The sequence below is a fragment of the uncultured Desulfovibrio sp. genome, assembly GCF_944324525.1.
In the GTDB taxonomy this organism is placed as follows: Bacteria; Desulfobacterota; Desulfovibrionia; order Desulfovibrionales; family Desulfovibrionaceae; genus Desulfovibrio.
Window position 1 is genome coordinate 19,248 of record NZ_CALUWS010000026.1, and the last position, 24,568, is coordinate 43,815.

Below are 24,568 nucleotides of genomic sequence, written 5' to 3' on the forward strand. Positions count from 1 at the left end.
TTGGGGGAATATTTGACACAGGTTCCCCCTGGCAAAAGCGCGCTGGGGAAGGGATGGGGGGCTTGGGGGGAAGGGGAACCCCTCCAGCGCCGGCGGAGGGGTTCCCCTTCCCCCCAATTCATCTACATCTTGATAAACAGGCTCTACGCCTGCTCTCCGGCCAGGGCGGCGCGGATGCGGCAGACGCCGCAGGTATCGCCGGAGGAGGTGGGGTAGCCGCAGCGGGTGCAGGGGGCGAGGGGGTCGCCGTGTTCGGCTTCGCGGCGGGCGAAGACGGGGCGTCCGCGCTGGAGGAAGCCTTGGTAGAAGTCCAGCTTGCGGCCGGGCATGGCGGCTTCGAGGCGCTGCATGATGCCCTTGAGCACGGAAAAGCTGGCTCCGGGGCTGTAGGGGCAGGCAGCGACGTGATGTTCGATGCCCATGAGGAACGCGTAATTGGCGGTCTCGAATTCGGTGAGCCGCCAGAGGGGTTTGACCTTGCGGGCGAAGCCGTCTTCGCCGTCGAGGCGCGGGCCCTGATCCGAGAGGTAGGCCGTATCCCAGCGCAGGGTATTGCTGAACAGGCGCGCCACCTCGTCATCGAGGTTGTGGCCGGTGGCGAGGGCGTCAAAGCCGCCGTCCAGCGCGGCCTTGTTGAAGAAGTGGCGTTTTATCTTGCCGCAGGCCGAGCAGACCGGACGGTTGAGGCGTTCCTTGACCAGCGGGATGGGCAGGCCCTCGGCGGTCATGTCCTTGACCATGAGGCGCAGGCCGTGCCGCTCGCAGAAGCGTTCCACCACGGCGCGGGCGGCCTGCGAGGAGCCGGGGATGCCGAGGTCGATATGCAGGCCGGTCACGTCGTAGCCCTGGCGGGAGAGCTCCAGCATGAGGGCCAGCGAATCCTTGCCGCCGGAAAGGGCCACGAGGATGCGTTCCTCCCGGGTGAAGAGCTTTTGGCCTTCGATGCCTCTGGCCACCTGGCGGGAAAAGAAATCAAGATAGCAGTCGGGACAAAAGGCGGCATTGTGGCTGCGCAGGGCCACCACGGCCTGCGCCTTGCAGATCTTACATTTCATGCGTTCTCGCGCGGACGCTTTTTCGTCCGTGGTTTGGAGGTGCGGGGCCGGTCGGGGACCGGAGATGATGCCGGGGATGCCGTTTCGGCGGCTTCTCCGCCCGCGGGCGCGCGCTCGTCCGGAGAAGCGGACGCGGAAGCGGGCACGGGAGCGGCAGCGTCGGACGCCTCGGCGGCGACGTCAACGGGATGGTCGGGGAAAGGGGCGGAAGATGCGTCGCAAGGAGTCGCCACAGTGCTCTCGGCGGGAGCGGCCACAGCCGGGGACGGTCCGGCTTCGAGCGTGGAAGAGGCGGGAGCGGCGTCCTTTGGCGGCGCGACGTCTTCCGCCGCGGACGGCATGTCTTCCTGCGGGGCAAGGGCTTCGTGGTCGGCGGCGTCGAGCCAGCCCCAGGCCTCGGCCCATTGGGTATAGGTCTCGCGGAGATGTTCGGCCAGCACCGCCCCGTCCACGGCGGCGGCCGTCCGGGCGGCCTGCTCCGCCAGCTGGGCGCGGGCTTTCGCGTCGAGCAGCGGACGGCGCATGGCTTCCGCCAGCTTTTCCGGCGAAACGGCGGACAAAGGCAGGCAGGGCCGCTCATGGCCCAGGAATTCGCGGTGCAGATGGCTCAGACTGTAGATGACGGGGATCCCGGCCACGAAGCCCGCCCAGAAGGTGGAAGGGATCTCCGCGTCGGCCTGTCCCGGGGCCAGCCACACGTCACAGCGGCGCAGGGCCTCGGCAAGAGGCTGCGGGCCCAGCAGGCACAGGCGGGACTCCACGCCGAGGGCGCGCGCTTCCTCCCAGATCTCGCCGCAGCGGGAGCCGTTGCCGAAGAGGCGCACTTCCCACGGGGGCAGATCGGTTTGCTGCTGGAGCAGCAGCATGGCCTGCAGCACGGGGAGCGCGCCGGACTGGGGCAGGAAACTCTCGGTCATGGCAAAAACGAAGTTCGCGCCTTCGCGCCGGGGCGTCTTCTCCGTCCGCAGGCGGTCGGCGTCCACGCAGGGGAGGAAGCGCTCCAGCCGCTCGCCGGGCAGACCGGCGGAGGAGGAATCCTCATTGCAGCTCGCGTCATGCAGGCGTTCGCGCACATGCTCGCTGCCGCAAAGGATCTTCCGGGCGGCCATGAGGTCGCGGCTGCGGCGGGAACGGAGGAATTCGGCCGACGGCGGCCGCACGGGGAAGGCGTGCGCCAGCAGGGTGGCCCGCTCGCCGAAAGGCCGTCGCCAGGCGGCAAGACGCGCGCCCCAGCTGACGGACTCCGTCCCCAGCGTCTGGATGAGCAGATGTTTCTGCCGCCGGAAGCGCCACCAGAGACGCATACGGGCAAAGGTCCACGCCGCTCCGCCCTGCCCCAGCGTGACGCAGGGCAGGCCCAGCTCCTGGGCGCGTTCCGCCAGCCAGCTTTCCCGCCGGCAGACGATGAGCGGGGCCCAGCGGCCGGCGTCGCGCATGCCGCGCGCCAGAGCGAGCGCCTGTTCCTGTTCCGCCCGCGCTTCGCCGGGCAGCAGTCCCTGCGGCGCGGCCGCGGACGGGGAGGCGGCCGCCGGCACGCCGTCTCCGCCCCGGCTGGCCTCCGGGGACTGCAGGGCCACGATGAGCACGCGCATCAGAACGGCGTACCCGTGGCAAGCATGTGTTCGAGCAGGGCGTCCTTGAGCCAGAGCGCCACGGGCCCGGGCCTGCCCGCCTGCTCGTCCCGTCCGATGGGCTTGCCGTCAAAATGCGTCACGGCCACGCAGAGCGTGGCGCTGGTGAAAAGCAGCATCTCGCGGGCCGAGGCGATGTCCTCGTGGCGGATGTCGCGCTGGGCCACGGGCATGCGCTGCGGCGCCACGCGGAAAGCGGCCTGCATGGACGTGCCGGCCAGGATGTGCCGCATGTCCGGCGCGACGAGCACGCCGTCCTTGTCCACGATGCCGATATTGGCGATGGCGGCTTCGCACATGCAGCCGTGTTCGTCAAAGGTCACGGCCACGTCCATGCCCTTTTCGCGGGCTTCGCGGGCCATGAAGACATTGGGCAGATAGTTGGTGCTCTTGATCTTGGCCAGATACTGCTGCTTGGGGGGGATGTCGCTGGTGAAGGCCGTCAGCCCCTTTTCGTAGACGTCCGCCCCGGGCAGAGGGGAACGGATGGCCACGATGTAGAGCGTGGACTGCGGACACTCGTCCGGCGAGATGCCGAAGCCGCCCGGCCCGCGCCCCAGCAGCAGGCGGATGTCGCCGTGCGACTCGCCGGAGGCGCGCGCCACGTCCAGGATGCGCTGGCGCAGTTCTTCCCACGAGCAGGGCGGCGTAAGGCGGATGGCCTCCGTCCCGTTGCGCAGGCGGGCCAGATGGTCGTCGAGGGCGAATATCCTGCCGTCGCGGAAATTGATGCTCTCAAAGAGACCGTCGCCGCGGTGACACAGATGGTCATCCAGCGGCAACAACATCAGCCGGGCATCCGTGCAGATATGGCCAACGCGGTGATCATAGAAGGCCAGCACCTTGTCCACGCCGGGATGGGGCGCGTCCAGCAGGGCGCGCAAATAAACGTCGTAACCTACAGCTTCCATGATTGCCCCCTTGGAAAGGGCCGCCGTTCCCTCCGGAACGCGGCGGCCCGTTGCTGTTCGATGGCGGTCCCGCGGCACGGCGCCGCCCGGCCCGGCTCGGCTCGGCGGGAAAACCGCGTTTTTTCCGCGAAACGCCAGGCCGTAGGGTGTGAAACGCGAACGTTCCACACGGAAAAGGCTCTAGGACATGAAGACGTTGCGATCCGTCACGCGCACGAGGTCGCGCCGCAGCAGCTCTTCGGCGATCTGCACGGCATTGAGCGCCGCGCCCTTGCGCACGTTGTCGGCCACGATCCACATGTTGAGGCCGTTCTCGATGCTCTCGTCCTCGCGGATGCGGCCCACATAGGTCTCGTCGTCGCCCGCGATGTAGGCGGGCATGGGATAGAGCTTCTCGCGCGGATTGTCGAACACCTTGACCCCCGGCGCCTGGGAAAGCAGGATGCGGCATTCCTTGGCGGTCATCTTCTTCACGGTCTCCACGTTGACGGATTCCGCATGACCGAAGAACACCGGCACGCGCACGCAGGTGGCCGTCACCTTGACCGTGGGATCGTTGAAGATCTTCACGGTCTCGTTGGTCATCTTCATTTCTTCCTTGGTGTAGTCGTTGTCAAGGAAGACGTCGATATGCGGCAGCACGTTGAAGGCGATGCGGTAGGGATAGGCCTTGCACTCGGGATCGCGCAGGTTGAAGAGATCGCGGGTCTGGCGTTCCAGCTCTTCGAGGCCCTTCTGCCCGGTGCCGGACACGGCCTGATAGGTGGACACCACCACGCGCCGGATGCCCACGGCGTCGTAGATGGGCTTGAGGGCCACCAGCATCTGAATGGTGGAACAATTGGGGTTGGCGATGATGCCGTTATGCCCGGCCAGGGCGTCGGGATTCACTTCGGGCACCACCAGCGGACAGCGGTCGTCCATGCGCCACTGCGAGGAGTTGTCCACCACCACGCAGCCCGCGTGGGCCGCATGCGGGGCAAAGGTCTCGGACGTGCCGCCGCCGGCGGAAAAGATGGCGATGTCGATACCCTCGAACACGTCTTCCTTCAGCTCCTGCACGGTCAGTTCCGTGTCGCCGAAGGGAACCTTGCTGCCCGCCGAACGCGCCGACGCGAACGCGCGTACTTCCGTGGCCGGGAACTGACGGTCATGCAGGGTCTTCAACATTTCACGACCCACGGCGCCGGTAGCGCCCACAACAGCCACGGTCAACTTTTTGCTCATGATGTCTCTCCTCACCGAGCGGATATGAGGGCGGCGCACTGCGCGCCTGCCGGAACGGAGCATCATATCCGGCAACGCCGCAAAAGGGAAGAGCCTCCGGCGCGCCCCGGCCGCCATGCGCCCGCCGCCCGCCGCCTTCCCGCGCCCGGGGCGGAGTTCGCCGCCCGGGCAGTTGACCGGGAGCGGGCATCTTTTTTATAGTGCCTCCATGTCACAGCAAAGTTCCTGCCTTTTGACGGTGCTTGACCTCGTGCCCTTCGGCCAGACGGGTCAGGAAAGCCGTTTCTTTGCCCTGCGCCTCACCCGCCCGGACTGGGACGGCTGGCGGCCGGGGCAATTCGTCATGGTGCGCCCGGTATCCTTCGGTCTGGAGATCCCGTGGGCGCGTCCCTTCGGCATCTGTCACATGACGGCGCGCCACCTCATCTGCTTCTTCCAGGTGCAGGGCAAGGGGACGCAGCGCATGGCCTCCCTGCGCGAAGGGGACAAGGTCCGCGTCTGGGGGCCGCTGGGCAACGGCTTTGCCGTGGAGCCCGAAACGCCCACCCTGCTGCTGGCCGGCGGCATGGGCATCGCGCCCTTCGTGGGTTACGTCAACCAGCATCCCAAGCCCTGGAACGTGGCCATGCTCTTCGGCCACCGCGAACCGCTGAGCTGCTACCCCGTGGACAGCATCAACGAACATGTGCCGCTGGACAGCCTGCGCGAGACCGAACCCGGCGATCTGGACAATCTCATCTTCACCCTGCAGGAGCGCATCCGGGACAATGCCGAGCAAAAGGGACTGGTGCTGGCCTGCGGGCCGCTGCCCTTCCTGAAGACCGTGCGGCGCTTCGCGCTGGAATACGGCGCGCGCTGCCAGCTCTCGCTGGAGAACCGCATGGCCTGCGGCGTGGGGGCCTGCCTCGGCTGCGTGACCCGCACCACGGAGACCTGGCCCGTGCCCGCCAAGCGCGGCGGTCTGGTGCAGACCTGCAATCACGGCCCCATTTTCTGGGCTGATCAGATCGAACTTTAAGCGTCGCCCGACGGCGCCATCTTCCTCTGGGGGGCAGCATGGATCTTTCCGTTACGCTTCGTGGGCGCAGGCATGAACTGCGCCTGAAAAATCCCGTCATGACCGCCTCCGGCACCTTCGGCTACGGAACGGAATTCGCGCCCTACGGCGATCTGTCCCGGCTGGGCGGGATGGTGGTCAAGGGGCTTTCCCTGCAGCCGCGCGACGGCAATCCCTGCCCGCGCATCGTGGAGACCACGGCCGGCATGCTCAATGCCGTGGGCCTGCAAAACGACGGCGTGGACAGCTTTTTGCGCGACAAGCTGCCGCGCCTGCCCTGGGAGGAGACGCCCGTGGTGGCCAACCTCTATGCCACCTCCGCCGCCGAATTCGCGGAGCTGGCCGCCCGGCTGGACGAGGCCGAAGGCGTGGCCGCGCTGGAAGTCAACATCTCCTGCCCCAACGTGAAGCAGGGCGGCATCCTCTTCGGACAGGACCCGGCGCAGGCCGCGGCCGTCACCCGCGCCGTGGTGGACGCCGCGCCGCACAAGCCGGTCATCGTCAAGCTCTCGCCCAACGTGACCGACATCGCGGGCATGGCCCGCGCCGTGGCCGATGCCGGGGCGGACATGCTCTCCTGCATCAACACCCTTTCCGGCATGGCCGTGGATGTGGCCCGCCGCGCGCCGCGCCTGGCCAACGTCATCGGCGGGCTCTCCGGCCCGGCCATCAAGCCCGTGGCCCTGCGCTGCGTCTGGCAGGTGGCGCAGGCCGTGGACATCCCGGTCATCGGCATCGGCGGCATCACCACGGCCGAGGACATTTTGGAATTCATCCTCGTGGGAGCCTCCGCCGTGCAGATCGGCACGGCCAGCTTCATGCGGCCCGACGCGGCCTTTGCGCTGGCGGACGACCTGCCGGAAGCCTGCCGCCGCCTGAACGTCGACAGCCTGGACGGTCTGCGCGGCGCGCTGGTCACGGGCTAGGGCCTGTCAATACTATTTACTGCCTGTTTGGGAGGAAGAGAAACCCCTCGCTCTGCTGTCGATGCCCGTAAGGCTCCTTCGTCGCCTAACGGGCACGGCCCTGCGGGCCGCCTTTCGGTCGCCGCCTGCGCGGGAGGGCCCAGCCTTTTCACAGCGGAGCGAGAAAAGGCGTTCTCGTCATCCTTCCCCCCAAGCCCCCCATCCCTTCCCCAGCGCGCTTTTATCAGGGGAGGATACCGAGGACGAGGCAGCTACCCCCTGAGGGCAAGCGGAGTTTATATGAATGAACTACCTTATCTATTGAAATAATATGTAAAATTTGTGTTGACAGGCCCTGGGGCCTGCAACGCTCTTCGCTGCCGGGTTGGGGGGAAGGGGAAGCCCTCCGCCAAGGTCTTCCAAAGAATTTTACAATAATTTCAATAGATCAAAAAAACAAGCCCTGTATACTCCGCTTGCCTCTGGGGCGGGGTCGCTCCGCACTCCCGATTCTTCCCCCCAAAATACACCGGCAACCAGCTCCAGGAGGAACCCGGCATGGCCGTTCCCGTCATTGAACGTGTGACCGATGAAGCCGCTCTGCGGCGTTTCGTCGAGCTTCCGGCAAGCCTGTACCCGGAGGGCTCGTTCTGGTCGCCGGGACTTTTCCGTGACGACAAGAAGCTGCTCACCCCCGGCGCGCATCCCTTCTGGGACGACGCCCGGCGCGAGCTCTTCCTTGTCCGGCGGGACGGGGAAGATGTGGGGCGCATCGCGGCCATCGTGGACGAGAAATACAATGCCTACGCGGGGACGCGTTGCGGGGCCTTCGGCTTCTTCGAGTGCCGCGACGACCGCGAGGCCGCCCACGCCCTGCTGGCCGCCGCCCACGACTGGCTGGCCCGGCAGGGCATGACCTTCATGCGCGGGCCGCTCAACCCTTCCACTAATTACACCTGCGGTCTGCTGGTGGACGGCTTCGACCAGCCGCCCGCGCTCATGATGCCCTGGAACCCGCCGTATTACGCCGAACTGCTGGAGAGCTGGCATCTACGGAAAGAACAGGATCTCTTTGCCTACCTCATCGAGCGCGAGACGCTGCGCCTGCCGGACTGGCTCACCACGGAGCTGGACCGTCTGAGGGCCGAGAAGCGCTTCACCTGGCGCACGGCGCGCCGCGCCACGCTTGCGGCGGACATCCGCGCCATGCTGGACATCTATCGCGAGTCCTGGGCCGAGAACTTCGCTTTCACCCCCCTTTCCCCGGCCGAGGCCGAGGTGCTGGTCAAGGAGTTGAAGCTCATCCTCGACCCGGAGTATTTCGTCCTCTTCTTCCATGACGGGCAGCCCGTGGCCGGCATGGTGGCCATGCCCGATCTGGCCCCGCTGCTGCGCCGCCTGCGCGGACGGCTGGGCATATCCACCCTCTGGCACTGGTGGCGGAGCCGGGCCGAGATCCGCGGCAGCTACCGGCTCATGCTCTTCGGCATCCGCCCGGCCTACCGCCTGCTGGGCCTGCCCCTGCTCCTGCTGGACTGCCTGCTGGAAAAGGCCCGCCGTCATCCTGAGTTCCGCAGCCTTGAAGGATCGTGGGTGCTGGAGGACAATACGGCCATCAACGACCTCATCGAGGACTTTTCCGGGCGCATCACCAAGCGCTACCGCCTCTATCGACGGGAGATCGACGCATGACACCTGAAACGCCGCCCCTGCCGGACATGCGGGCCCTGGGGCATCTGCGCGGCAAGCGTATCGCCGTGACCGGCGGCACGGGCTTTCTGGGCCGCCATCTGCTGCCGCTGCTCACGGCGGCCGGGGCGGACATCACCTGCCTTGTGCGGGCCACCTCCCGCCGGGACGGCCTGCCGGACGGCATACGGACGGCGCAGGTCGATCTTTCGCGCGGGGACGGCCTTGTGGAGGCCCTGCGCGGGCAGGACATCCTCATCCACATGGCGGCCCTGCTCTTCGGGCTGGGCTGGCAGGACTATCTGCGCGCCAACAGCACCGCGGCCCGGCAGCTTGCCGGAGCGCTCACGGCCCTGCGGGCCGAAGGCCGGCCCCTGCCGCGCGTGGTGCTGGTGTCCAGTCTGGCGGCCAGCGGGCCTTGCGCCGTGGCCCCGGGACGCGGCGACGACAGCCCCGGCGCGCCCGTCTCCGCCTACGGCTGGTCCAAATTGCTGGTGGAGCAGATCCTCGGCCGGGCCGTGGGCGACAGGCTCGTCATCCTGCGCCCGCCCATCATCTACGGCTCCGGGGACCGCGGCCTTTTGCCGGTCTTTCAGGGCCTCAAGCGCGGCCTGGCCGCCCTGCCCGGCTGGAAACGGGAATTCCCCGTCTCCGTCGTCCATGCCCGTGATGCCGCGCAGGCCCTGCTCCTGCTCTGCCGCGAGGACGCCCGCGGCGTCTATCATGTCAACGACGGCGACGTCCACAGCATGCGCTCCTTTTACGAGGGCATGGCCCGCGCGCTGGGCCGTCGGGCGCATCTTATCCCCGTGCCCGTGCCCGTGCTCGGCCTGACGGCCTGCGCGGCCGGTCTCTGGGGCATGGCCTGCCGCCTCGTGCATCCCGGGGGCCGGGCCCCCAACTGGAATCTGGACAAATTCCGCGAAGCCCGCCATGAGGGCTGGCTTTGCGATGGCACACGCATACAACAGGAACTGGGCTACGTCCCCGCCGTCAGCCTGACGGAAGGACTGGCCGAGGCCGTGGCCGGGTATCAGGCCGAGGGACTTCTGTGAAAATCACCATCCAGGACCTGTCCAAGTCTTTTGGCGGACGAGACATCTTCACCAATTTCTCGCTGGAAGTGGATTCCGGCGTGCGGCTGTGCGTCTGCGGGCCCAACGGCACCGGCAAATCCACCCTCCTCAAGCTGCTGGCCGGGGTGGAGCCTGCCGACGGCGGGCGCGTCATCCTGCCGCGCGGCTGCCGTCTGGGCTATGTGGAGCAGGAACTTTCCGAACAGGCGCTGGACACGCCCCTGCTGACCTATGTGCTGGACGTGCTGCACGACTGGAGCGATTTTTGGGGCCAGTGGGAGGATGCCGCCGCCGCGGGCGACGAGGCCCGCCTCAACGAGCTGATGCACCGGCAGGCCGAGCTGGAGGCCATCCACGGCTACAATCCCGAGCAGCGCGCCAAGACCGTGCTCTCCGGTCTGGGCTTCGCCGAGCGCAAGTGGCACCGCACCCTGCGCGAGCTTTCCGGCGGCTGGCGCGAACGCGCCAAGCTGGCCCGCGTGCTCACCGCCGGGGCCGACGTGCTCCTGCTGGACGAACCCACCAACCACCTTGACGTGGAAGCCGTGGAATGGCTGGAGGATTTCCTCCTTTCCTTCCAGGGGGCGCTGGTCTTCGTGGCGCACGACCGCGTGTTCATGGACAAGGTGGGCACGCATGTGCTCTATCTGGGCCTGTCCCGCCCGGTCTTCCGCAAGGCCACCTATACGCAGTTCCTTTCCCTGCAGGAGGAATACAACGCCCAGCGCGAGCGCGAGGCCAAGGCCCTGCAGGACGAGCTCAACCGCAAGATGGCCTTCGTGGAGCGCTTCCGGGCCAAGGCCACCAAGGCCCGGCAGGCCGGTTCCCGCCAGAAGATGGCCAAGAAGCTGGAAAAGGAACTGGAGGATTACCGGCCGGAGCCCAAGCGCAAGGAGCTGCATTTCACCTGGCCCGAAGCCCCGCATTCGGAGAAGGTCGTCCTTGCCACGGCGGATCTGGCCTTCCATTTCAGCGACGGCAAGCAGATGTGGCCGCCCCTGACCTTCACCCTCTACCGGGGACAGCGCGTGGCGCTGGTGGGGCACAACGGCTGCGGCAAGTCCACCCTGCTCAAACTGCTGGCCGGGACGCTGGAGCGCTGCGGCGGCAACATCGTTACCGGCACGCAGGTACGCCTGGGCTATTATACCCAGCACCAGATGGACACCCTGCGCCCCGACACCACCGTGCTGGGCGAGATCCGCCGTCTTTCCGACCCGCGCACCACGGAAGAGGAACTCATGAGCGTGCTGGGCCTCTTCCTGCTGGGGCAGGAGTATTTCGACCGGCAGGTCAGCGCCCTTTCCGGCGGCGAGAAAAGCCGTCTCGTGCTGGCCAGCCTCTTCCTCAAACGCTGCAATTTCCTGCTGCTGGACGAGCCTACCAACCATCTCGATCTGGAGAGCCGCGAGGCGCTGGCCGACGCCCTGCAACGCTTTGACGGCACCCTGCTCATGGTGGCCCATGACCGCTGGCTGCTCTCGGAAGTGGGGGCCGAGGCCTGGGCGCTGGACGACAAGGGCATCACCGTTTACCCCGACTTCGCCGCCTACGACGCGGCCCGCCGCGCCGCCCTCGAAGAGACCAGGCCCACAGGCAAGGCCGCTCCCGCTGCCGCCGCTGCCGGCGCAGCCTCCGCCCCGGCGGCCGATGCCTCCCGCGCCGGTCTTTCCCGCGACGAGCTGAAGAAGCTCAAGCGTGAGGAAGCCGAACGCCGCAACGCCCTGCACAAGAAGCTCAAGCCCCTGCAGCAGCGTTACGCCGCTCTGGAGACGGAACTTGCCGCCCGCATGGATGAACAGGTCGAAGTGGAGCAGCTCCTTGCCGACCCCGAGGTCTACGCCGATGCCGCCCGTTCCACCGAGCTGCTCAAGCGCTTCAACGACCTCAAGGACACGGTGGACCGCCTCATGGACGAAATGTCCGCCGTGGAAGAGCAGATAGCGGAGATCGAAGCCGCCCACAGGGGCGACGACGCATGAGTGCCCTGCGCGGCATCGACGTGGCGGCGGGCGTCATCTGGCGGGACGGGCGCTTTCTTGCCGCCCAGCGCCCGCCGGACAAGCCCCATGCCGGTTTCTGGGAATTCCCCGGCGGCAAGCTGGAACCCGGCGAGGACGCCGCGCAGGCCCTGGCCCGCGAGCTGGCCGAAGAGCTGGACATCCGCGTGTGCACGGCGTCCTTCTGGCGCTGCGCCGAACACGACTATCCCGAGCGCGGCCTCCATGTGCGCCTGCACTTCTTCCATGTGACCGCCTTTGACGGGCAGCCTTCCAGCCGTGAAGGACAGACCCTGCGCTGGATACTCCCGGAAGAGGCGTCTACCCTGCCCTTCCTGCCCGCCGATGCGGCCATCGTCGCCGCGCTGAAGAACGAAGACCACGGGCGAAGCTGACCCGTCTTTTTTGGGGGGAAGGGGAACCCCTCGCGTTGCTGTCGATGCCCGTAGCTTCCTTCGTCGCAACGGGCACGGCCCTGCGGGCCGCCTTTCGGTCGCGCTCTGCTGTCGATGCCCGTAAGGCTCCTGCGTCGCCAACGGGCACGGCCCTGCGGGCCGCCTTTCGGTCGCGCTCTGCTGTCGATGCCCGTAAGGCTCCTGCGTCGCCAACGGGCACGGCCCTGCGGGCCGCCTTTCGGTCGCCGCCTGCGCGGGAGGGCCCAGCCTTTTCACAGCGGAGCGAGAAAAGGCGTTCTCGTCATCCCTCCCCCCAAGCCCCCCATCCCTTCCCCAGCGCGCTTTTTCCGCGAAACGACAGGCCGTATGGTTTGAAATGCTTCGCATTTCAAACTGAAAATGCTCTGAAGAAGAAAGCCTGAAGCGGGGCCGCCTCCCCTGCGGGGAGTGACGGCCCCTCATAAACTACCCTCCACGGCGACACACGGCCACTGGCTCGACGACGTCCTGGAAGGGGGTATCGAAGAGGCCGTCGCGCAGGAAGACAACCCCCGCGCTGACGGAGCCGCGGAGCTCGCCGGTCCAGTAGCGGAACCAGCCGTCGCTGGCGCGGTCATCAGGCCACTTGGCGGCAAAGGCCGCACCATAGCCGCCGTAGCCTGGCCCTGACACCGCTTGCAGCTCCTCTTTGCGCGGAAGGTTCGTTGCAGGCTGGTAACCCGTTTGGCTGGGAGGATAATACCCGCCGCACTTCTTCACCGCCTCCTTCCAGGACATGTTGCTCAAGGGCTTTTGAAACACCGCCAGCGGACCTTCGCCGAACGTCACCGTCTCTGCCGCCTCATAGGTCTGCCCGTTATATTCGACCGACGCCTTTACCGTCACCTTCCGCTCTCCCACAATGTCCGTCAGATAGGCCTCTGCGCCGGTGGGGGCAGTGCCTGCCGGGGTCTTCGTGTCGATCTCGGTGGCAGTGCCATAGATAAGGCTGAGGGGCGTCTGCCCCCACGTCAGGCCGTTGTACGCGCCGGCGCTCCGCATCCACGCCTCGCTGGTGACTTTGGAAGAAATCACACTCCACTTCACGTCGCCGTCATTAAGCGTTATCTTCGTACCGTTAGCGTCTGTCAGCTCCGCCGTCAGGGTGATGGTCTGCTTGTTCTTGTCAAACGCCGTGTCACCGCTGGTAGTCAGAACAAAAGTCACCTTGCTGACAGACAAGTCGACCGTCACCGTGTCCGTCCCCACCGTGGCCGTGATCGTCGCCGTCCCCCCCTTTATCGGGGTCAGGTCAAGCGTCACCTTGCCTTGGTCGTCGGTCTGTGCATTTACCGGCCCCTGCGCCAGTTCCCTGAAAGCCGCATTCGCCGCAAAGCGCACTTCAAGGCCGGATTGCGCCACGCCGTTGCGCGTAAAGGTAAATGTCACACGCTGCGTTGTTCCCTGCGTCAGCGCAGCGGACAAGACGTTCATTTTCAGTGTGCCATTGGCGACGACATTGACCGTAAAACTCTGCTCGTTTTCCCCGGCGCGGACATGCAGCGTCACCGGCCCGGCAACGGGACTTGTCACCCGCACCGTGAAACAGCCCTGACTGTCCGTGACGTAGCTGTGCGACGCGGTCGCCGCATGGGCCTCGCGCGCGCCGAACAGTCCGCCCAGCACGTCCCCGGCCAGCGCAAGAAGACTGCGGGAAGGCCGCGGCGCAACGGCGAGCGTCACGTTGTCGGCGCGCACCCACACGGTTTTGCCCGCCCACGCCCTGCCGAGCCCGTCCGTCACACGGAAGGCAAAGGCGTTGGTCTGACCGGACACCGGGCCGAGATATTCAATACGCCCGGCGTTTTTCGCCCGGTATTCCAGTATGATCCTGTTCTCGCGATCCACAAACTCATGCCGGGAGCCGGACACGGTACGCAGTTCCGCCACCTTGGCATGGCTGGTCTGTTCCTCCCACGGCATATCGAAATGCCAGGTGAATTGCAGGCCGAATTCCGTATCCGGCTTGCCGCGTTCCGTGCTGCGCTGCCGCGCAAAGGCCGACAGCAGCGGAATGGGCGTATATTCCACGCCGTAAGACCACACGCGCGGGTCCTTCTCCAGATCGTCCGAAGAACCGTACATGGCCACGTTATCGCCGTACCACTGGCTGAAGGAGCCTGTCAGCGCCACATTGCGATAAAAGGGCAGATAGGCTTTCGCCCGCGCATCCCAGCCCCGCGCCGGTCGTTCCTCCACAAAATCGCCGTCAAAGTCGCGCGAATTTTTCCAGCCGGAGAGCGGCGTATAATAGTTGGCCGCCAGATGGAACCAGTCGTACCGCGCTTCCACACCCGCGCCGCCGCGCTGATGCGAGCGGCTGAAATCATTGTCGAAAAAGACGTTCCAGCCCAGCATGAGGTTGCCCGCCTCCTCCATGCTTTCCGCAAAGGGGAACCAGCGGTGCCCAAGGCCGAAGTTACCGATCCAGCGTTGCGATCCGTCTTCCTCGCCGCCGGAAACATCCATGCTGCGCGCCCCGATCTGGGTGAACAGCGTATGCTGCGGCGCATCCCGGAACGGCAGCAGCACGTCTCCTTCCCCGGAGAAGCGCCCGTCCCGGTCGAGCTGGAAATTAAGCCGCGCGCGGCCGTTGCCCACAAGGCCGGACAGCGCGGCCTCCCCGGCGGAATTGAGCATGCCCATGCCGTAGTTCAGGCCGCGATCCAGCGCCATGTCCATAAGATTGAAATTCTCAAAGCCGCGGGAAGCGTAGTCCCGGCGGCGGCCGCTGTACTCGTCGCCCAGCCGACGGGGAAGGAGCGTCCCGTCAGGCGACGAGAACGCCCCGTCGCCCATGAGGCCCGCGCCCATGTAGGCCCGCGCCTGCCGACCGTCAAAGGCGTCGGCGCTGCCCGCCCGGCGCGCCGTGCCGTCCTGATGATAGCCCAGCCCCTCGTCCCGCGCGCCGCTTGACGGCGCAAGGCCCGGCAGGCCCATGAACGTGGCCGCCACATTGAACAGGGCCGCATCCAGCCCGCGCGGCCGTTCCCGGTCGGCGTCCTTCTCCGGCCCGACGGCGGCAACGTCCGCGCGCGACGCACTCGCGGCGCGGCCGGACGACGCGCCGGAGACAAAGCCGACGCCGTCCTGTTTTCGGGCCACACAGCCGCCCAGCGGCACGGGCAATATCAGGGCCACAATCAGCGACCAGACAAGCAGGACACGGCACGGCAGCAGACGATCAGACATCATGACGGCAGACCTCCGGGCAACAAAAAAGGCCCTGTCCCCCGTGGGGGGACAAGGCCATGTCTCCTGAATGCGAAAAAACACGGAACGCCGCGCGGCGCACAAACGCGGGCACGTTTTCCAACAAATGGGGTAGGTGCAAGAATCATGCTAAAGCACGCCCCAGAGCCGACGCCTGCCGTCCCTTTGCCTGCCTTTTCCTCCATGAATACTCCTCCCGGTAGTACAATAGACGAATTTGACCGATATGTAAAGAACTTGTGAGCCTGCCCCGCGCCTCGCCACGGGAAACGGGCGGGGTGTTTTTTTCGTGGGGGGAAGGGGAACCCCTCGCGTTGCTGTCGATGCCCGTAAGGCTCCTGCGTCGCCAACGGGCACGGCCCTGCGGGCCGCCATTCGGTCGCCCGCCGGGAGGCGACCACGCCCGGATGCCGGGCAACAGCCGCAAGCCGGCGGCAAGAGATAAGAAAAGAGAAGAGAACCTCACCCCTACCCCTGCAGGAGCTGCAAGAGCATGTGCGGAAAGGCATTGGCCTGTGCCAGCATGGACGTGGCGGACTGGGTCAGCACCTGATTACGGACGAAAGTGGTCATCTCCGTGGCCACGTCCACATCGGAAATACGGGATTCCGCCGCCTGCAAACTCTCAGCCTGCACGGTGAGGTTGGTCACCGTATTTTCCAGTCGGTTCTGGGTCGCGCCAAGATGAGCACGGACCTGATCCTTGCGGACGATGGCGTCATCCAGCCGGTTCAAGGCCTGCTGAGCAAGTTCCTGCGTCTTGATGGAGATGATGTCGCCGTTGGGATCGCCGGGCACGACTCCGCCACCACCGCCGCCCGCCGTGGGCATGGCTGTCCAGCTGGCGGTTGCTCTGAAAGTTCCGCGGCCGGGAATTAACATAATCAAATCTTCGGTTACGTAGTCGATGGTTATTTTTTCATACATATCTCGTTGTGTTGTTTTAGGGTCGCTGCCTGTGTATGAGATGGTCATGCCATTGATTGAAAAGGTGGTGAACGTATTTGAATCAACAAAATTTATATTTGTACCAGTCCCGTTCACTGTATTCGTATAGGTGGCTCCTGGTAGAAACCCGTTGGCTTCTGATATAAAATCATTTGGTTCAACAGGACGTGGTGGCATGATAGTTACAGTCCAGTCTGCCAATGTCGTTCCAGCAAGGTGCTGACCAGATCGGGTAAAAATCTCAATATCGTCATTTTCACCATTATCTCTTAAAAAAAGGGAAAGGTTTGTGGTACCTGCCGGAATGATGGCGAAGGAAACGAATCCTGAGTTTCCACCACCTTGTATCCCATTTTGCAGTACATCACTCAAAATCGGCACCCCGCCATACCCGACCCCTCCACCACCGCCGCCGCCACCGGCACCGCCTTCCCGCAGGCCCAGTCCCGCCAGCGTGCAGTCCCCTATTTCCACGTAGTAATAGTCTTCCGCGCTGTCGTTGGCCGTACCGAAGTGCACCTTGAGCGCCCCGGTGGAGGAAAGACCATCCGCGCTGCCGCGTCCGGAGCCGTCATGCCGGCCGGAAAGGGAGCCGTCCAGCAGCTTCACGCCGTTGAAGTCCGTGGCCTTGGCGATGCGGTCTATCTCCGAGGCCATTTGCTGGAATTCGCTGTCGATCATGAGCCGTTGTGTGGAGTCGTAGGTGCCGGTGGCCGCCTGTTCGGCAAGCTCCTTCATGCGGATGAGCTTCTCGTCGATGATCTGCAGGGCCCCGTCCGCCGTCTGGATGAGGGAGATGGCGTCATTGGTGTTGCGCGCGCCCTGCCCGAGTGCCCGGATGTCCGCCCGCATGAGTTCCCGGATGGCCAGTCCGGCCGCATCGTCCGCCGCCCGCTCCACACGCAGACCGGTGGAGAGACGGCGCACGGAGTCCGCCAGCGAGTCGTAGTGCGCCGACAACTGACGCGACACGCCATAGGCCATGAGATTGTGATTGACGGACAGAGGACTCATGCGGCGGCCCTCCTCTGTCCGGCGAGGACGGCAAGATGCGCGCGGGCGGACAACGCCGAAACGTGCGCCTGGCCCGTCCGGTCATGCTCTCCGCAATCGCCCAGGGCAACAGGCGGCAGCAGGGACAAGAGCCCCAGCCCACGGCGGCGGCGCGCTTGCCGGCGGGACGGCCGGCCCCCGGCGTTGGTTATATCAGCAAGAGAGAGAGAGAGAGAGAGAGAGAGAGAGAGAGACTTGGGGGGAGAACTTCGCATGGCTGACCACTCCGTACTCTATTTTTTCTTTTTCGTAAAAAGATTTTACCCTTTCGTCAATACACCTCCCCACTTGGAATTGTTCCCTGCGCCACGGCGCATACGCCCACCGCACTCGCCGGGCGAGCCGCTAACCGCAAAATATCCCCGACTTCGCGCATCTCCCCGCTTACGGTGGCTATTTTGGGGTGTGGCCTGCCCTTCCTCCGCATCGGCCAGACAGGAAAATTTTTTCTCGCGTGCCGCTCGAATGCTCTCAAAGAAAAAACGGGATGCCGCTTCGTCCACGCGAAGGGCATCCCGTTGTCCATGATCCTGTAAGGCAGCGGCGGGCTTACCAGTCCAGCGTCACCTTGAAGGCGGTGGCCAGTTCTTCCACGGGCACGGCGGCCAGGGTGGAAGAACCGCTGCACAGTTCGAGGGCCGGGCCGTCGGTCACTTCGCCGATGCGGCGGCAGATCTGCCACTCGCCGAGGGCGTCCAGAAGGGCGGCGTGCTGCGGGGCCACGCTGACCAGCAGGCGGCTGGCCGATTCGCTATAGAGCAGTTCGCTGCGGCTCATGGCTTCCAGGGCGGGCACGGCGTCCAGATCGATACGCGCGCCAAGGCGGCCGCCGATGCACATCTCGGCCAGCGCCACGGCCAGACCGCCGTCGGAGCAGTCATGGCAGGCGCTGACGGCCTTGCGGCGCATGAGGCTGTGGAGAGCGCGGTAACGCGGCAGGGCCGCGGCCACGTCCACCTGCGGCACGCGGCCGCCCGCAAGACCCAGCTCGGCGGCAGCCTCGCTGCCCGCCATTTCCCGCCAGGTGCCGCCCAGCAGGTAGATGATGTGGCCGGGCTTCTTGAAATCCGACGTCTGGGTCAGCGTCACGTTGTCGATGACGCCCAGCACGGAAAAGAGCACCGTGGGCGGGATGGAGATCTTTTCGCCGCCGCCGGTGTAGTCGTTCTTCATGGAGTCCTTGCCGGAGATGCAGGGCACGCCGTAGGCCAGCGAGAACTGGCGCAGGGCCTTGCAGGCCCGCACGAGCTGGGCCAGCTTGTAGCGGCCGTCCGGGGTCTTTTCGCTCTGGACGGGGTCGCACCAGCAGAAGTTGTCCACCCCGGCCAGCGCGTCGGGATCGGCCCCCACGGCCACGGCATTGCGGATGGCCTCGTCCATGGCGTTGGCCATCATCCAGTAGGTATCGTAATCGCTGAACTTGGGGCAGATGCCGTGCGAGACGACAAGCCCCGCGTCCGACTCCAGGATGGGCCGCAGCACGCCCGCATCGGCCGGAGCGTCGCGCTTCACGCCCACAAGGGGCTTGATGACGCTGCCGCCGCGCACTTCGTGGTCATACTGGCGGATGATGTATTCCTTGGAGCAGATGTTGAGCCGGGAGAGCATGCGCTTGAGGAAGGCCCCCTCATCGGCGTCGGCCACTTCCACGCGGATGTCCTTGTGTTTCGGAGCCTTCCATTCGGCTTCGAGCTGGAGCTGCGGCACGCCGTCGTGCATGAAATGCATGGGCAGCGAGGCCACGATGCGCTCGCCGAAGCGCACTTCAAAGAAGCCGGAATCCGTGAATTCGCCCAGCGCCGTGGCTTCCACGTCCATGCGGCGGGCAAGGGCGAGGAATTCTTCCAGCTTGGCCGGAGGCACGGCCAGGGTCATGCGCTCCTGCGCTTCGGAAAGGAGGATCTCCCACGGGCGCAGGCCGTCGTACTTGAGCGGCGCGCGGGAGACGTCCAGACGGCAGCCGCCCGTATCCCCGGCCATCTCGCCCACGGAGGAGGAAAGACCGCCCGCGCCGTTGTCGGTGATGGCGTTGTACAGGCCGAGGTCCCGCGCCCGCATGATGAAATCGTACATCTTGCGCTGGGTGATGGGGTCGCCGATCTGCACGGCCGTGGCCGGGGAGCCTTCATGCAGCTCCTCGGACGAGAAGGTGGCCCCGTGGATGCCGTCCTTGCCGATGCGGCCGCCGGTCATGACGATGACGTCGCCCACCTGCGCCTGTTTTTCCCAGCCGGGGCGGCCGTTGACGTCCGTGGGGATGATGCCCACGGTGCCGCAGTAGACCAGCGGCTTGCCGAGGTAGCGCTCGTCAAAGACGAGGGAGCCGTTGACCGTGGGGATGCCGGACTTGTTGCCGCCGTGTTCCACGCCCTCGCGCACGCCTTCCAGCACGCGGCGCGGATGGAGCAGGCGCGGCGGCAGGGGCTTGTCGTGGAAGGGCGAGGCGAAGCAGAACACGTCCGTATTGCAGACCAGTTCCGCGCCCATGCCCGTGCCCATGGGGTCGCGGTTCACGCCCACGATGCCGGTGAGCGCGCCGCCGTAGGGATCGAGGGCGGAGGGGCTGTTGTGGGTCTCCACCTTGATGCAGGCGTCGTAGCCGTTGACGAAGGCGATGACGCCCGCATTGTCCTTGAACACGGACTTGCAGTAGTCCTTGTCGCCCATGCGCTTGCGCAGGAGCGCCGTGGCGTCCCGGATGCAGGTCTTGTAGAGGTTGTCCACCACCTCGCTGCGCCCGGTCTCGGCATCGGTATAGCGGATGCGGGAAGCAAAGATCTTGTGCTTGCAGTGCTCGGACCAGGTCTGCGCCAGCACTTCCATCTCCACGTCCGTGGGATCGGCGGGCAGATCGAGGCCCTTGCGGCGCTCCTTCTCCTCGGGCCGGGCGAACTGATCGCGGATGCAATGCATCTCCGTGAGGGTGAGCGCCCAGGTGTTTTCCCGGCTGGCCTGCTGCAGGGCGGCGTCGTCCATGCCGGAGAGGGGGATGGTCTCCACCGTGTCGTTGGAACGGCCCGTCACCTGCGCGGCCTGCGGCGCAAAGCCCGGCTCCGCCTGCCATTCCTCGCGGCTTTTCACGCGAAAGCGCTGGATGAGATCGTTACAGAGCAGCGAGCGGGTGAGCTGTTCCACCGCGTCCCGATCGAGCGGCTTGTCCGGCAGGCAGGCGATGCGGTACTGTACCGCCGTGTAGACGCGCAGGCTCTCGCGCTCCACGCCCAGCACCATGGCGGCCGTGTCGCGGGCCGTGCGGGCCTCGTTGTCCGTCACGCCGGGGCGGAAGCCCACTTCCACATACCAGTGGGGCAGCGGCTCGGCCGGCGGCAGCGGCTCAAGGGAAGCCTCCTGCAGGATGGGATCGTGCCAGATGCCTTCGGCCACCAGACGCCGCACTTGCGCATCGTCCAGACCGTCAACGGTATAGACTTTCACCTGCCGGATACCCGCCAGTTCCACATGCAGCGCCTTCAGGATGTGCAGGGCGGTCTTGCGCCCCTGCGTATCGGTAAGGTTGGGATGCAGGCCAGTTTCCACACGATAGAGCATAGAATCCTCGTTTATGCCGCCGGGGTCCCCGGCAGGATGGCTATTTTTTCCGGTCGCGCACGTATTCCGCCATCTGGCGCAGCACGTCCAGTTCCTTGCCTTCGGGCAGACGGTCCAGCGCCATGAGGGCCTTGTCCAGATAGGCGACGGCCTCCTCGCGGGCCGCCCGGTCAAAGCCTTGCGCGCGCACCTCGGCGGCGATGCGCCGGGCGTCGTCCTCGGTCAGCAGGCCGCAGACGAAGGCCGCGTCGAAGGCGGCGCGCTCCTCTTCGTTGAGCCATTGCCGGTAGAGGCGCAGGGGCGGGGTCAGCTTGCCCTCGCGCACGTCCCCGGCCGTGGGTTTGCCCGTCTCGCCGCTGTCGGCGAAGTCCAGCGCGTCGTCCACCAGCTGGAAGGCCATGCCGAGGTTTTCCCCGTATTCGGCGGCGGCCGCCACCTGCATGACGTTGCCGCCCGCGCGCAGCGCGCCCATCTCGCAGGAGGCGCGGATGAGCCAGGCCGTCTTGCCGCGGATGATGTCGGCATAGGTCTCGGCGCCGACGTCCACATGCCGCTGGGAGGCGATCTCCAGGATCTCGCCCGCCGCGGTGCGGCTGGTGGCCTGCGAGAAGCAGCGGCACAGGGCCGGGTCGTCATAGCGGGCCACGCAGGCATTGGCCGAGGCCAGCAGCGCATCCCCGGCAAGGATGGTGACGGCCACGCCGAAGCGAACATGGGCGGCCTCCCGGCCGCGGCGGCTGTCGGCATTGTCCAGCACGTCGTCATGCAGGAGGGTCGCGGCGTGCAGCATCTCCATGCTGGCGGCCAGCGGGTAGATGTCCGCCCCGTCATGCCCCAGCAGGCGGGCCAGCAGGATGACCAGCAGCGGCCGCAGGCGTTTGCCGCCCGCATCGAAAATGTGCTGGGCGACGGGTTGTACCGAGGGATGCAGCGCGTCCACCGCTTCCTGCAGGGCCCTGTTGATGGCGGGCAATTCCCTGCCCAGTCGAGCTTTCAGCAATAGCATGTCATTACACCAGGTTGAGAGCGGGCAGGATGCGGCCAAGCTGCCGCAGCGCGCCGGGGAAATCCTTTTCTTCAGCGGTACGCGGTCCGACCTTGTTGGAGACGCTGCGGATCTCCAGACAGGGCAGCCCGGCCCGGGCGGCGGCGTAGGCCACGGCAAAACCTTCCATGTTCTCCAGCGCCGCGTTGTACTGTTGCCGCAGGTGCTGGACGCGCAGCACGCTGGCGCTCACGCCCGCCACGGTGAGCGAGCGCACGCCCGCCTCCCCGATGGCGCCCCCCCGGAGCGTCAGCCCCAGTTCGGCCGGCCCTGCCAGCGTGAGCCTGTCGCGCACCTCCTGCCGGCCGTCGCTCCACTGCGGGAAGCCAAAGGCCTGCGCCACGACCTGCCGGCCGTCGTGCAGGCCGTACTCCGGCCAGATCTCCTCCCGCACCACCTGCAGGCTGCCGAGCGGCCAGCGCCCCAGATCGAAGGAACCGGCGAGCCCCACATTGATGACGGCCCGCAGCTGCTGTCCCGCAGCCGCGCACTGGGCCAGCACCATGCCCATGCCGAGCGCGGCATTGATGGGGCCGACCCCGGTCACGCAGGCCAGACCGCCCTCCTTGCCCAGCCGGAAGGCCACCGGCTTGAGCAGGGGAAGATCCGCCTCGGAATAGGGCAGCGCCCCGGCAGGCACGGCAGCCAGCATTTCCGCCGCCGTCGCGGCACAGAGCAGTATCACGGAAATCACCCCTTCTTGTCGTCAGCCATAGTGCGGACAGCGGCGGCCGGCCTTGGGCGGCACGCCGGAAAACCGGGGATTTGACGCCGCAGCCGGTTTTCGTCCTTTACAAAAGCCCCCGTGCCGGTCATCATCCCGGCATGAGAACCGCCCCGCAATTCATCCTGTGCGCCCTTGGCCTCTGCCTTGCGCTTGAAGGCGCTCTCTGGGCGCTCTTCCCCGACATGATGCGGCGCGTCATGCAGGAATTCGCCAAAAAATCGCCGGAATCCCTGCGCCATCACGGCCTGCTGGGGCTTGTTCTGGGCATGCTGCTCGTGGCCCTGTTCCGCTGAGCCGGCCCGGAGCGGATTCGCAGGGAAATCGTGTTCCATTTCCCTGCTGGCGCTGCCCTCACACAACGGAAAAAGCGTGGTTTTTCCGTGTGTTCGGTTGTGGATAGTCGCTCTCGCGACTACCAGAGCAATCCATATTTTCAATGTGGATTGCCCTAGGACGGGGCCTTCTCTCCCACATGCAGGCAGACGATGCCGGACGTCAGGCGCTTGTGCCAGGCGTGCGCAAAGCCCGCTTCGCGCATCTCCTCCTCCAGCGCTCTGGCTCCCGGAAAGTCATGTATGGTCTGGGACAGATATTTGTAGGCGGCGGCATCGCCCGAACACAACCGCCCCATGAGCGGCAGCAGACAGCGCAGATACCAGTTGTACAGCCCGCCCCAGATGCGCTCCTGTCCTGAGCCGAATTCCAGTATGCAGGCCCGGCCTCCGGGCACGAGCACGCGCAGCATCTCCCGGAAGGCTTCGCTTCGCGGCGTGATGTTGCGGATGCCGAAAGCCATGGTCACGCAGTCCACGGACGCATCCGGCAGGGGCAGACGCTTGGCGTCCGCCGCCACGGGAAGGATGCGCCTCTCCCCCCGGCGCGCCAGCTTGGGCAGTCCGCGGCGCAGCATGGGGGGACAAAAATCCAGGGCCGGGACCGTGGCCTCCGGCCAGCGACGGCGGACCGCCAGCGCCACATCCAGCGTGCCCGCCGCCAGATCGAGCACCCGCCGGGTCGGCCCGAGGCGCACCGTGTCCGCAAGCACGCGCCGCCAGTAGATGTCGATGCCGCAGCTCAGAATGCGATTGCCGACATCGTACATGCCGGCAATGCGCCCGAACATGCCGGCCACCGCGGCATCATGGGCGGACACGCTCACGCGTCCCCCTCCTCACGGGAGGGACAGCGGCGGATGGTCTCATGCACCACACGAAAAACGGCCGGGAAGATCTCCGCGAAGTTTCCGGGGGACACGGTACGCGTCTCGATGAATTTTGCCGTCAGTTCCTTGGCGACCTGCAGAGCTTCCTTGCTGTCCTTGTCCATAGCGTCCTCAAAAAAACAAAACCCGTCCCTGGGGAATGGCCGTGACCCACAGCAGGTACGTACCGGACGGGAAAGGAACGGAAACGGCCGGCCCCCGCCCCTTTTTATAAAAAATTTCCCTTGCGTGACAGGCCTGGCCGTCCCGCGTCAGCCGCGCGAAATATGTTATGCGCTCCGCCGCCGATTGGCAAGGAACAATGCGGCCCCCTGCCGCAGGCCCCAAAAAAGGGAGCGCCCGAAGGCGCTCCCGCAATGTCATGAGATCAGGCCGCTCCCGCCGCAGGCGACGGCAGGCCGGCCGGTCACCCCTGCAGCAGCCGGGAGATCTCCTCGCGCAGGATACGGGCCGCCGCGGACGCGGCCGCCTTTTCGATGCGCTCGTTGAATGCCGGCGTCAGCTCGTCCAGACGGTTTTCCAGCGCATCCAGACGGGCGGAAACGCTGCGAGCCTGCGTTTCCAGCTTTTCCAGGCGCTCCGTCAGCTCCGCCATATCCTGCGCGGCCGACGCCGCGGCTTCCGCGGCATCCACACGGCCGGACAGTTCGTCCAGACGGCTCTGCATCGTGCCCTGCGCGGCTTCCACCTGCTCCAGACGTTCCGTCTGCTCGCCGGCAGCCTGCGCGGCCGACGCCGCGGCTTCCGCCGCATCCACACGGCCGGACAGTTCGTCCAGACGGCTCTGCATCGTGCCCTGCGCGGCTTCCACCTGCTCCAGACGTTC

The 24,568-nt window shown here is 66.2% G+C and carries 17 protein-coding genes and 3 pseudogenes; 7 read left to right on the forward strand and 13 right to left on the reverse strand.

All coding sequences use genetic code 11. The features are described 5' to 3' along the window. Window positions 1–143 precede the first annotated feature (143 nt). From Q0K12_RS07935 to Q0K12_RS07950, 4 genes are all read right to left on the reverse strand, one after another. Window positions 144–1,055, reverse strand: a complete 912-nt coding sequence (locus Q0K12_RS07935; RefSeq protein WP_297261760.1) for an ATP-binding protein — start codon at window positions 1,053–1,055, stop codon at window positions 144–146. After that, on the reverse strand, window positions 1,052–2,647 hold the full coding sequence (locus Q0K12_RS07940) for a glycosyltransferase (RefSeq protein ID WP_297261762.1): 1,596 nt from the start codon (window positions 2,645–2,647) through the stop codon (window positions 1,052–1,054). Before Q0K12_RS07940 ends, Q0K12_RS07935 begins: the two co-directional genes overlap by 4 nt. Further along, window positions 2,647–3,597, reverse strand: a complete 951-nt coding sequence (locus Q0K12_RS07945) for an aminotransferase class IV (RefSeq protein WP_297261764.1) — start codon at window positions 3,595–3,597, stop codon at window positions 2,647–2,649. The genes Q0K12_RS07940 and Q0K12_RS07945 overlap by 1 nt, the downstream gene beginning before the upstream one ends. 180 nt (window positions 3,598–3,777) lie before the next feature. Then, window positions 3,778–4,824 carry an aspartate-semialdehyde dehydrogenase gene (locus Q0K12_RS07950; RefSeq protein WP_297261767.1) on the reverse strand — a complete coding sequence of 349 codons (1,047 nt, stop codon included), beginning with the start codon at window positions 4,822–4,824 and terminating at the stop codon, window positions 3,778–3,780. Between the two features lie 208 nt (window positions 4,825–5,032). Between Q0K12_RS07950 and Q0K12_RS07955 the strand changes: the two genes are divergently transcribed. The 6 genes from Q0K12_RS07955 (at window position 5,033) to Q0K12_RS07980 (ending at window position 11,946) form a co-directional block, all read left to right on the forward strand. Further along, on the forward strand, window positions 5,033–5,842 hold the full coding sequence (locus tag Q0K12_RS07955; RefSeq protein WP_297261769.1) for a dihydroorotate dehydrogenase electron transfer subunit: 810 nt from the start codon (window positions 5,033–5,035) through the stop codon (window positions 5,840–5,842). Between the two features lie 38 nt (window positions 5,843–5,880). Continuing rightward, on the forward strand, window positions 5,881–6,807 hold the full coding sequence (locus Q0K12_RS07960; RefSeq protein WP_297261771.1) for a dihydroorotate dehydrogenase: 927 nt from the start codon (window positions 5,881–5,883) through the stop codon (window positions 6,805–6,807). Between the two features lie 537 nt (window positions 6,808–7,344). Further along, window positions 7,345–8,478 carry a hypothetical protein gene (locus Q0K12_RS07965; protein ID WP_297261773.1) on the forward strand — a complete coding sequence of 378 codons (1,134 nt, stop codon included), beginning with the start codon at window positions 7,345–7,347 and terminating at the stop codon, window positions 8,476–8,478. Continuing rightward, a complete protein-coding gene (locus Q0K12_RS07970) occupies window positions 8,475–9,530 on the forward strand; it encodes an NAD(P)-dependent oxidoreductase (RefSeq protein ID WP_297261775.1) in 1,056 nt (351 codons plus the stop codon). Before Q0K12_RS07965 ends, Q0K12_RS07970 begins: the two co-directional genes overlap by 4 nt. After that, window positions 9,527–11,533, forward strand: coding sequence for an ABC-F family ATP-binding cassette domain-containing protein (locus tag Q0K12_RS07975; RefSeq protein ID WP_297261777.1), 2,007 nt, complete (start codon window positions 9,527–9,529; stop codon window positions 11,531–11,533). Before Q0K12_RS07970 ends, Q0K12_RS07975 begins: the two co-directional genes overlap by 4 nt. Beyond that, a complete protein-coding gene (locus Q0K12_RS07980) occupies window positions 11,530–11,946 on the forward strand; it encodes a (deoxy)nucleoside triphosphate pyrophosphohydrolase (protein WP_297261779.1) in 417 nt (138 codons plus the stop codon). Before Q0K12_RS07975 ends, Q0K12_RS07980 begins: the two co-directional genes overlap by 4 nt. Before the next feature lie 465 nt (window positions 11,947–12,411). On the opposite strand, the gene Q0K12_RS07985 is transcribed toward Q0K12_RS07980, so the two are convergent. The 6 genes and pseudogenes from Q0K12_RS07985 to mqnB form a co-directional block, all read right to left on the reverse strand. Beyond that, window positions 12,412–15,180, reverse strand: coding sequence for an inverse autotransporter beta domain-containing protein (locus Q0K12_RS07985; protein WP_297261781.1), 2,769 nt, complete (start codon window positions 15,178–15,180; stop codon window positions 12,412–12,414). 486 nt (window positions 15,181–15,666) lie between these two features. Further along, window positions 15,667–15,966: pseudogene (locus Q0K12_RS07990) on the reverse strand (flagellin); the annotation flags it as partial. A gap of 615 nt (window positions 15,967–16,581) precedes the next feature. Continuing rightward, window positions 16,582–17,160: pseudogene (locus tag Q0K12_RS07995) on the reverse strand (flagellin); the annotation flags it as partial. 588 nt (window positions 17,161–17,748) lie between these two features. Beyond that, on the reverse strand, window positions 17,749–20,748 hold the full coding sequence (locus tag Q0K12_RS08000) for an AIR synthase-related protein (protein WP_297261783.1): 3,000 nt from the start codon (window positions 20,746–20,748) through the stop codon (window positions 17,749–17,751). A gap of 40 nt (window positions 20,749–20,788) precedes the next feature. Continuing rightward, window positions 20,789–21,754 carry a polyprenyl synthetase family protein gene (locus Q0K12_RS08005; protein WP_297261785.1) on the reverse strand — a complete coding sequence of 322 codons (966 nt, stop codon included), beginning with the start codon at window positions 21,752–21,754 and terminating at the stop codon, window positions 20,789–20,791. A gap of 4 nt (window positions 21,755–21,758) precedes the next feature. Beyond that, the gene (gene mqnB / locus Q0K12_RS08010; protein ID WP_297261787.1) at window positions 21,759–22,478 is read right to left on the reverse strand and encodes a futalosine hydrolase; all 720 of its coding nucleotides are present in this window, start codon (window positions 22,476–22,478) and stop codon (window positions 21,759–21,761) included. Between the two features lie 140 nt (window positions 22,479–22,618). Between mqnB and Q0K12_RS08015 the strand changes: the two genes are divergently transcribed. After that, window positions 22,619–22,813 carry a DUF2065 family protein gene (locus Q0K12_RS08015; RefSeq protein ID WP_297261789.1) on the forward strand — a complete coding sequence of 65 codons (195 nt, stop codon included), beginning with the start codon at window positions 22,619–22,621 and terminating at the stop codon, window positions 22,811–22,813. A 155-nt stretch (window positions 22,814–22,968) separates the two neighbouring features. Here Q0K12_RS08015 and Q0K12_RS08020 read toward each other — a convergent pair whose 3' ends face one another. The 3 genes and pseudogenes from Q0K12_RS08020 to Q0K12_RS08030 form a co-directional block, all read right to left on the reverse strand. Continuing rightward, entirely contained in the window at window positions 22,969–23,643 is a 675-nt protein-coding gene (locus tag Q0K12_RS08020; protein WP_297261793.1) for a ubiquinone/menaquinone biosynthesis methyltransferase, read from the reverse strand. 32 nt (window positions 23,644–23,675) lie between these two features. Beyond that, on the reverse strand, window positions 23,676–23,846 hold the full coding sequence (locus tag Q0K12_RS08025) for a hypothetical protein (protein WP_297261791.1): 171 nt from the start codon (window positions 23,844–23,846) through the stop codon (window positions 23,676–23,678). Window positions 23,847–24,148: 302 nt separating this feature from the next. Further along, window positions 24,149–24,568, reverse strand: a pseudogene (locus tag Q0K12_RS08030) (hypothetical protein); the annotation flags it as partial.

What these genes read in the sequence shown, in the direction of transcription:
- Q0K12_RS07955 (WP_297261769.1), top strand. Translation starts at nt 5,033, where the DNA reads ATGTCACAGCAAAGTTCCTGCCTTTTGACGGTGCTTGACCTCGTGCCC.
- Q0K12_RS08015 (WP_297261789.1), top strand. Translation starts at nt 22,619, where the DNA reads ATGAGAACCGCCCCGCAATTCATCCTGTGCGCCCTTGGCCTCTGCCTT.
- Q0K12_RS08005 (WP_297261785.1), bottom strand. Translation starts at nt 21,754, where the DNA reads ATGCTATTGCTGAAAGCTCGACTGGGCAGGGAATTGCCCGCCATCAAC.
- Q0K12_RS08025 (WP_297261791.1), bottom strand. Translation starts at nt 23,846, where the DNA reads ATGGACAAGGACAGCAAGGAAGCTCTGCAGGTCGCCAAGGAACTGACG.
- Q0K12_RS07940 (WP_297261762.1), bottom strand. Translation starts at nt 2,647, where the DNA reads ATGCGCGTGCTCATCGTGGCCCTGCAGTCCCCGGAGGCCAGCCGGGGC.
- Q0K12_RS07960 (WP_297261771.1), top strand. Translation starts at nt 5,881, where the DNA reads ATGGATCTTTCCGTTACGCTTCGTGGGCGCAGGCATGAACTGCGCCTG.
- Q0K12_RS07945 (WP_297261764.1), bottom strand. Translation starts at nt 3,597, where the DNA reads ATGGAAGCTGTAGGTTACGACGTTTATTTGCGCGCCCTGCTGGACGCG.
- Q0K12_RS07950 (WP_297261767.1), bottom strand. Translation starts at nt 4,824, where the DNA reads ATGAGCAAAAAGTTGACCGTGGCTGTTGTGGGCGCTACCGGCGCCGTG.
- Q0K12_RS07985 (WP_297261781.1), bottom strand. Translation starts at nt 15,180, where the DNA reads ATGATGTCTGATCGTCTGCTGCCGTGCCGTGTCCTGCTTGTCTGGTCG.
- Q0K12_RS07970 (WP_297261775.1), top strand. Translation starts at nt 8,475, where the DNA reads ATGACACCTGAAACGCCGCCCCTGCCGGACATGCGGGCCCTGGGGCAT.
- Q0K12_RS08000 (WP_297261783.1), bottom strand. Translation starts at nt 20,748, where the DNA reads ATGCTCTATCGTGTGGAAACTGGCCTGCATCCCAACCTTACCGATACG.
- Q0K12_RS07965 (WP_297261773.1), top strand. Translation starts at nt 7,345, where the DNA reads ATGGCCGTTCCCGTCATTGAACGTGTGACCGATGAAGCCGCTCTGCGG.
- Q0K12_RS07980 (WP_297261779.1), top strand. Translation starts at nt 11,530, where the DNA reads ATGAGTGCCCTGCGCGGCATCGACGTGGCGGCGGGCGTCATCTGGCGG.
- Q0K12_RS07935 (WP_297261760.1), bottom strand. Translation starts at nt 1,055, where the DNA reads ATGAAATGTAAGATCTGCAAGGCGCAGGCCGTGGTGGCCCTGCGCAGC.
- Q0K12_RS08020 (WP_297261793.1), bottom strand. Translation starts at nt 23,643, where the DNA reads ATGTTCGGGCGCATTGCCGGCATGTACGATGTCGGCAATCGCATTCTG.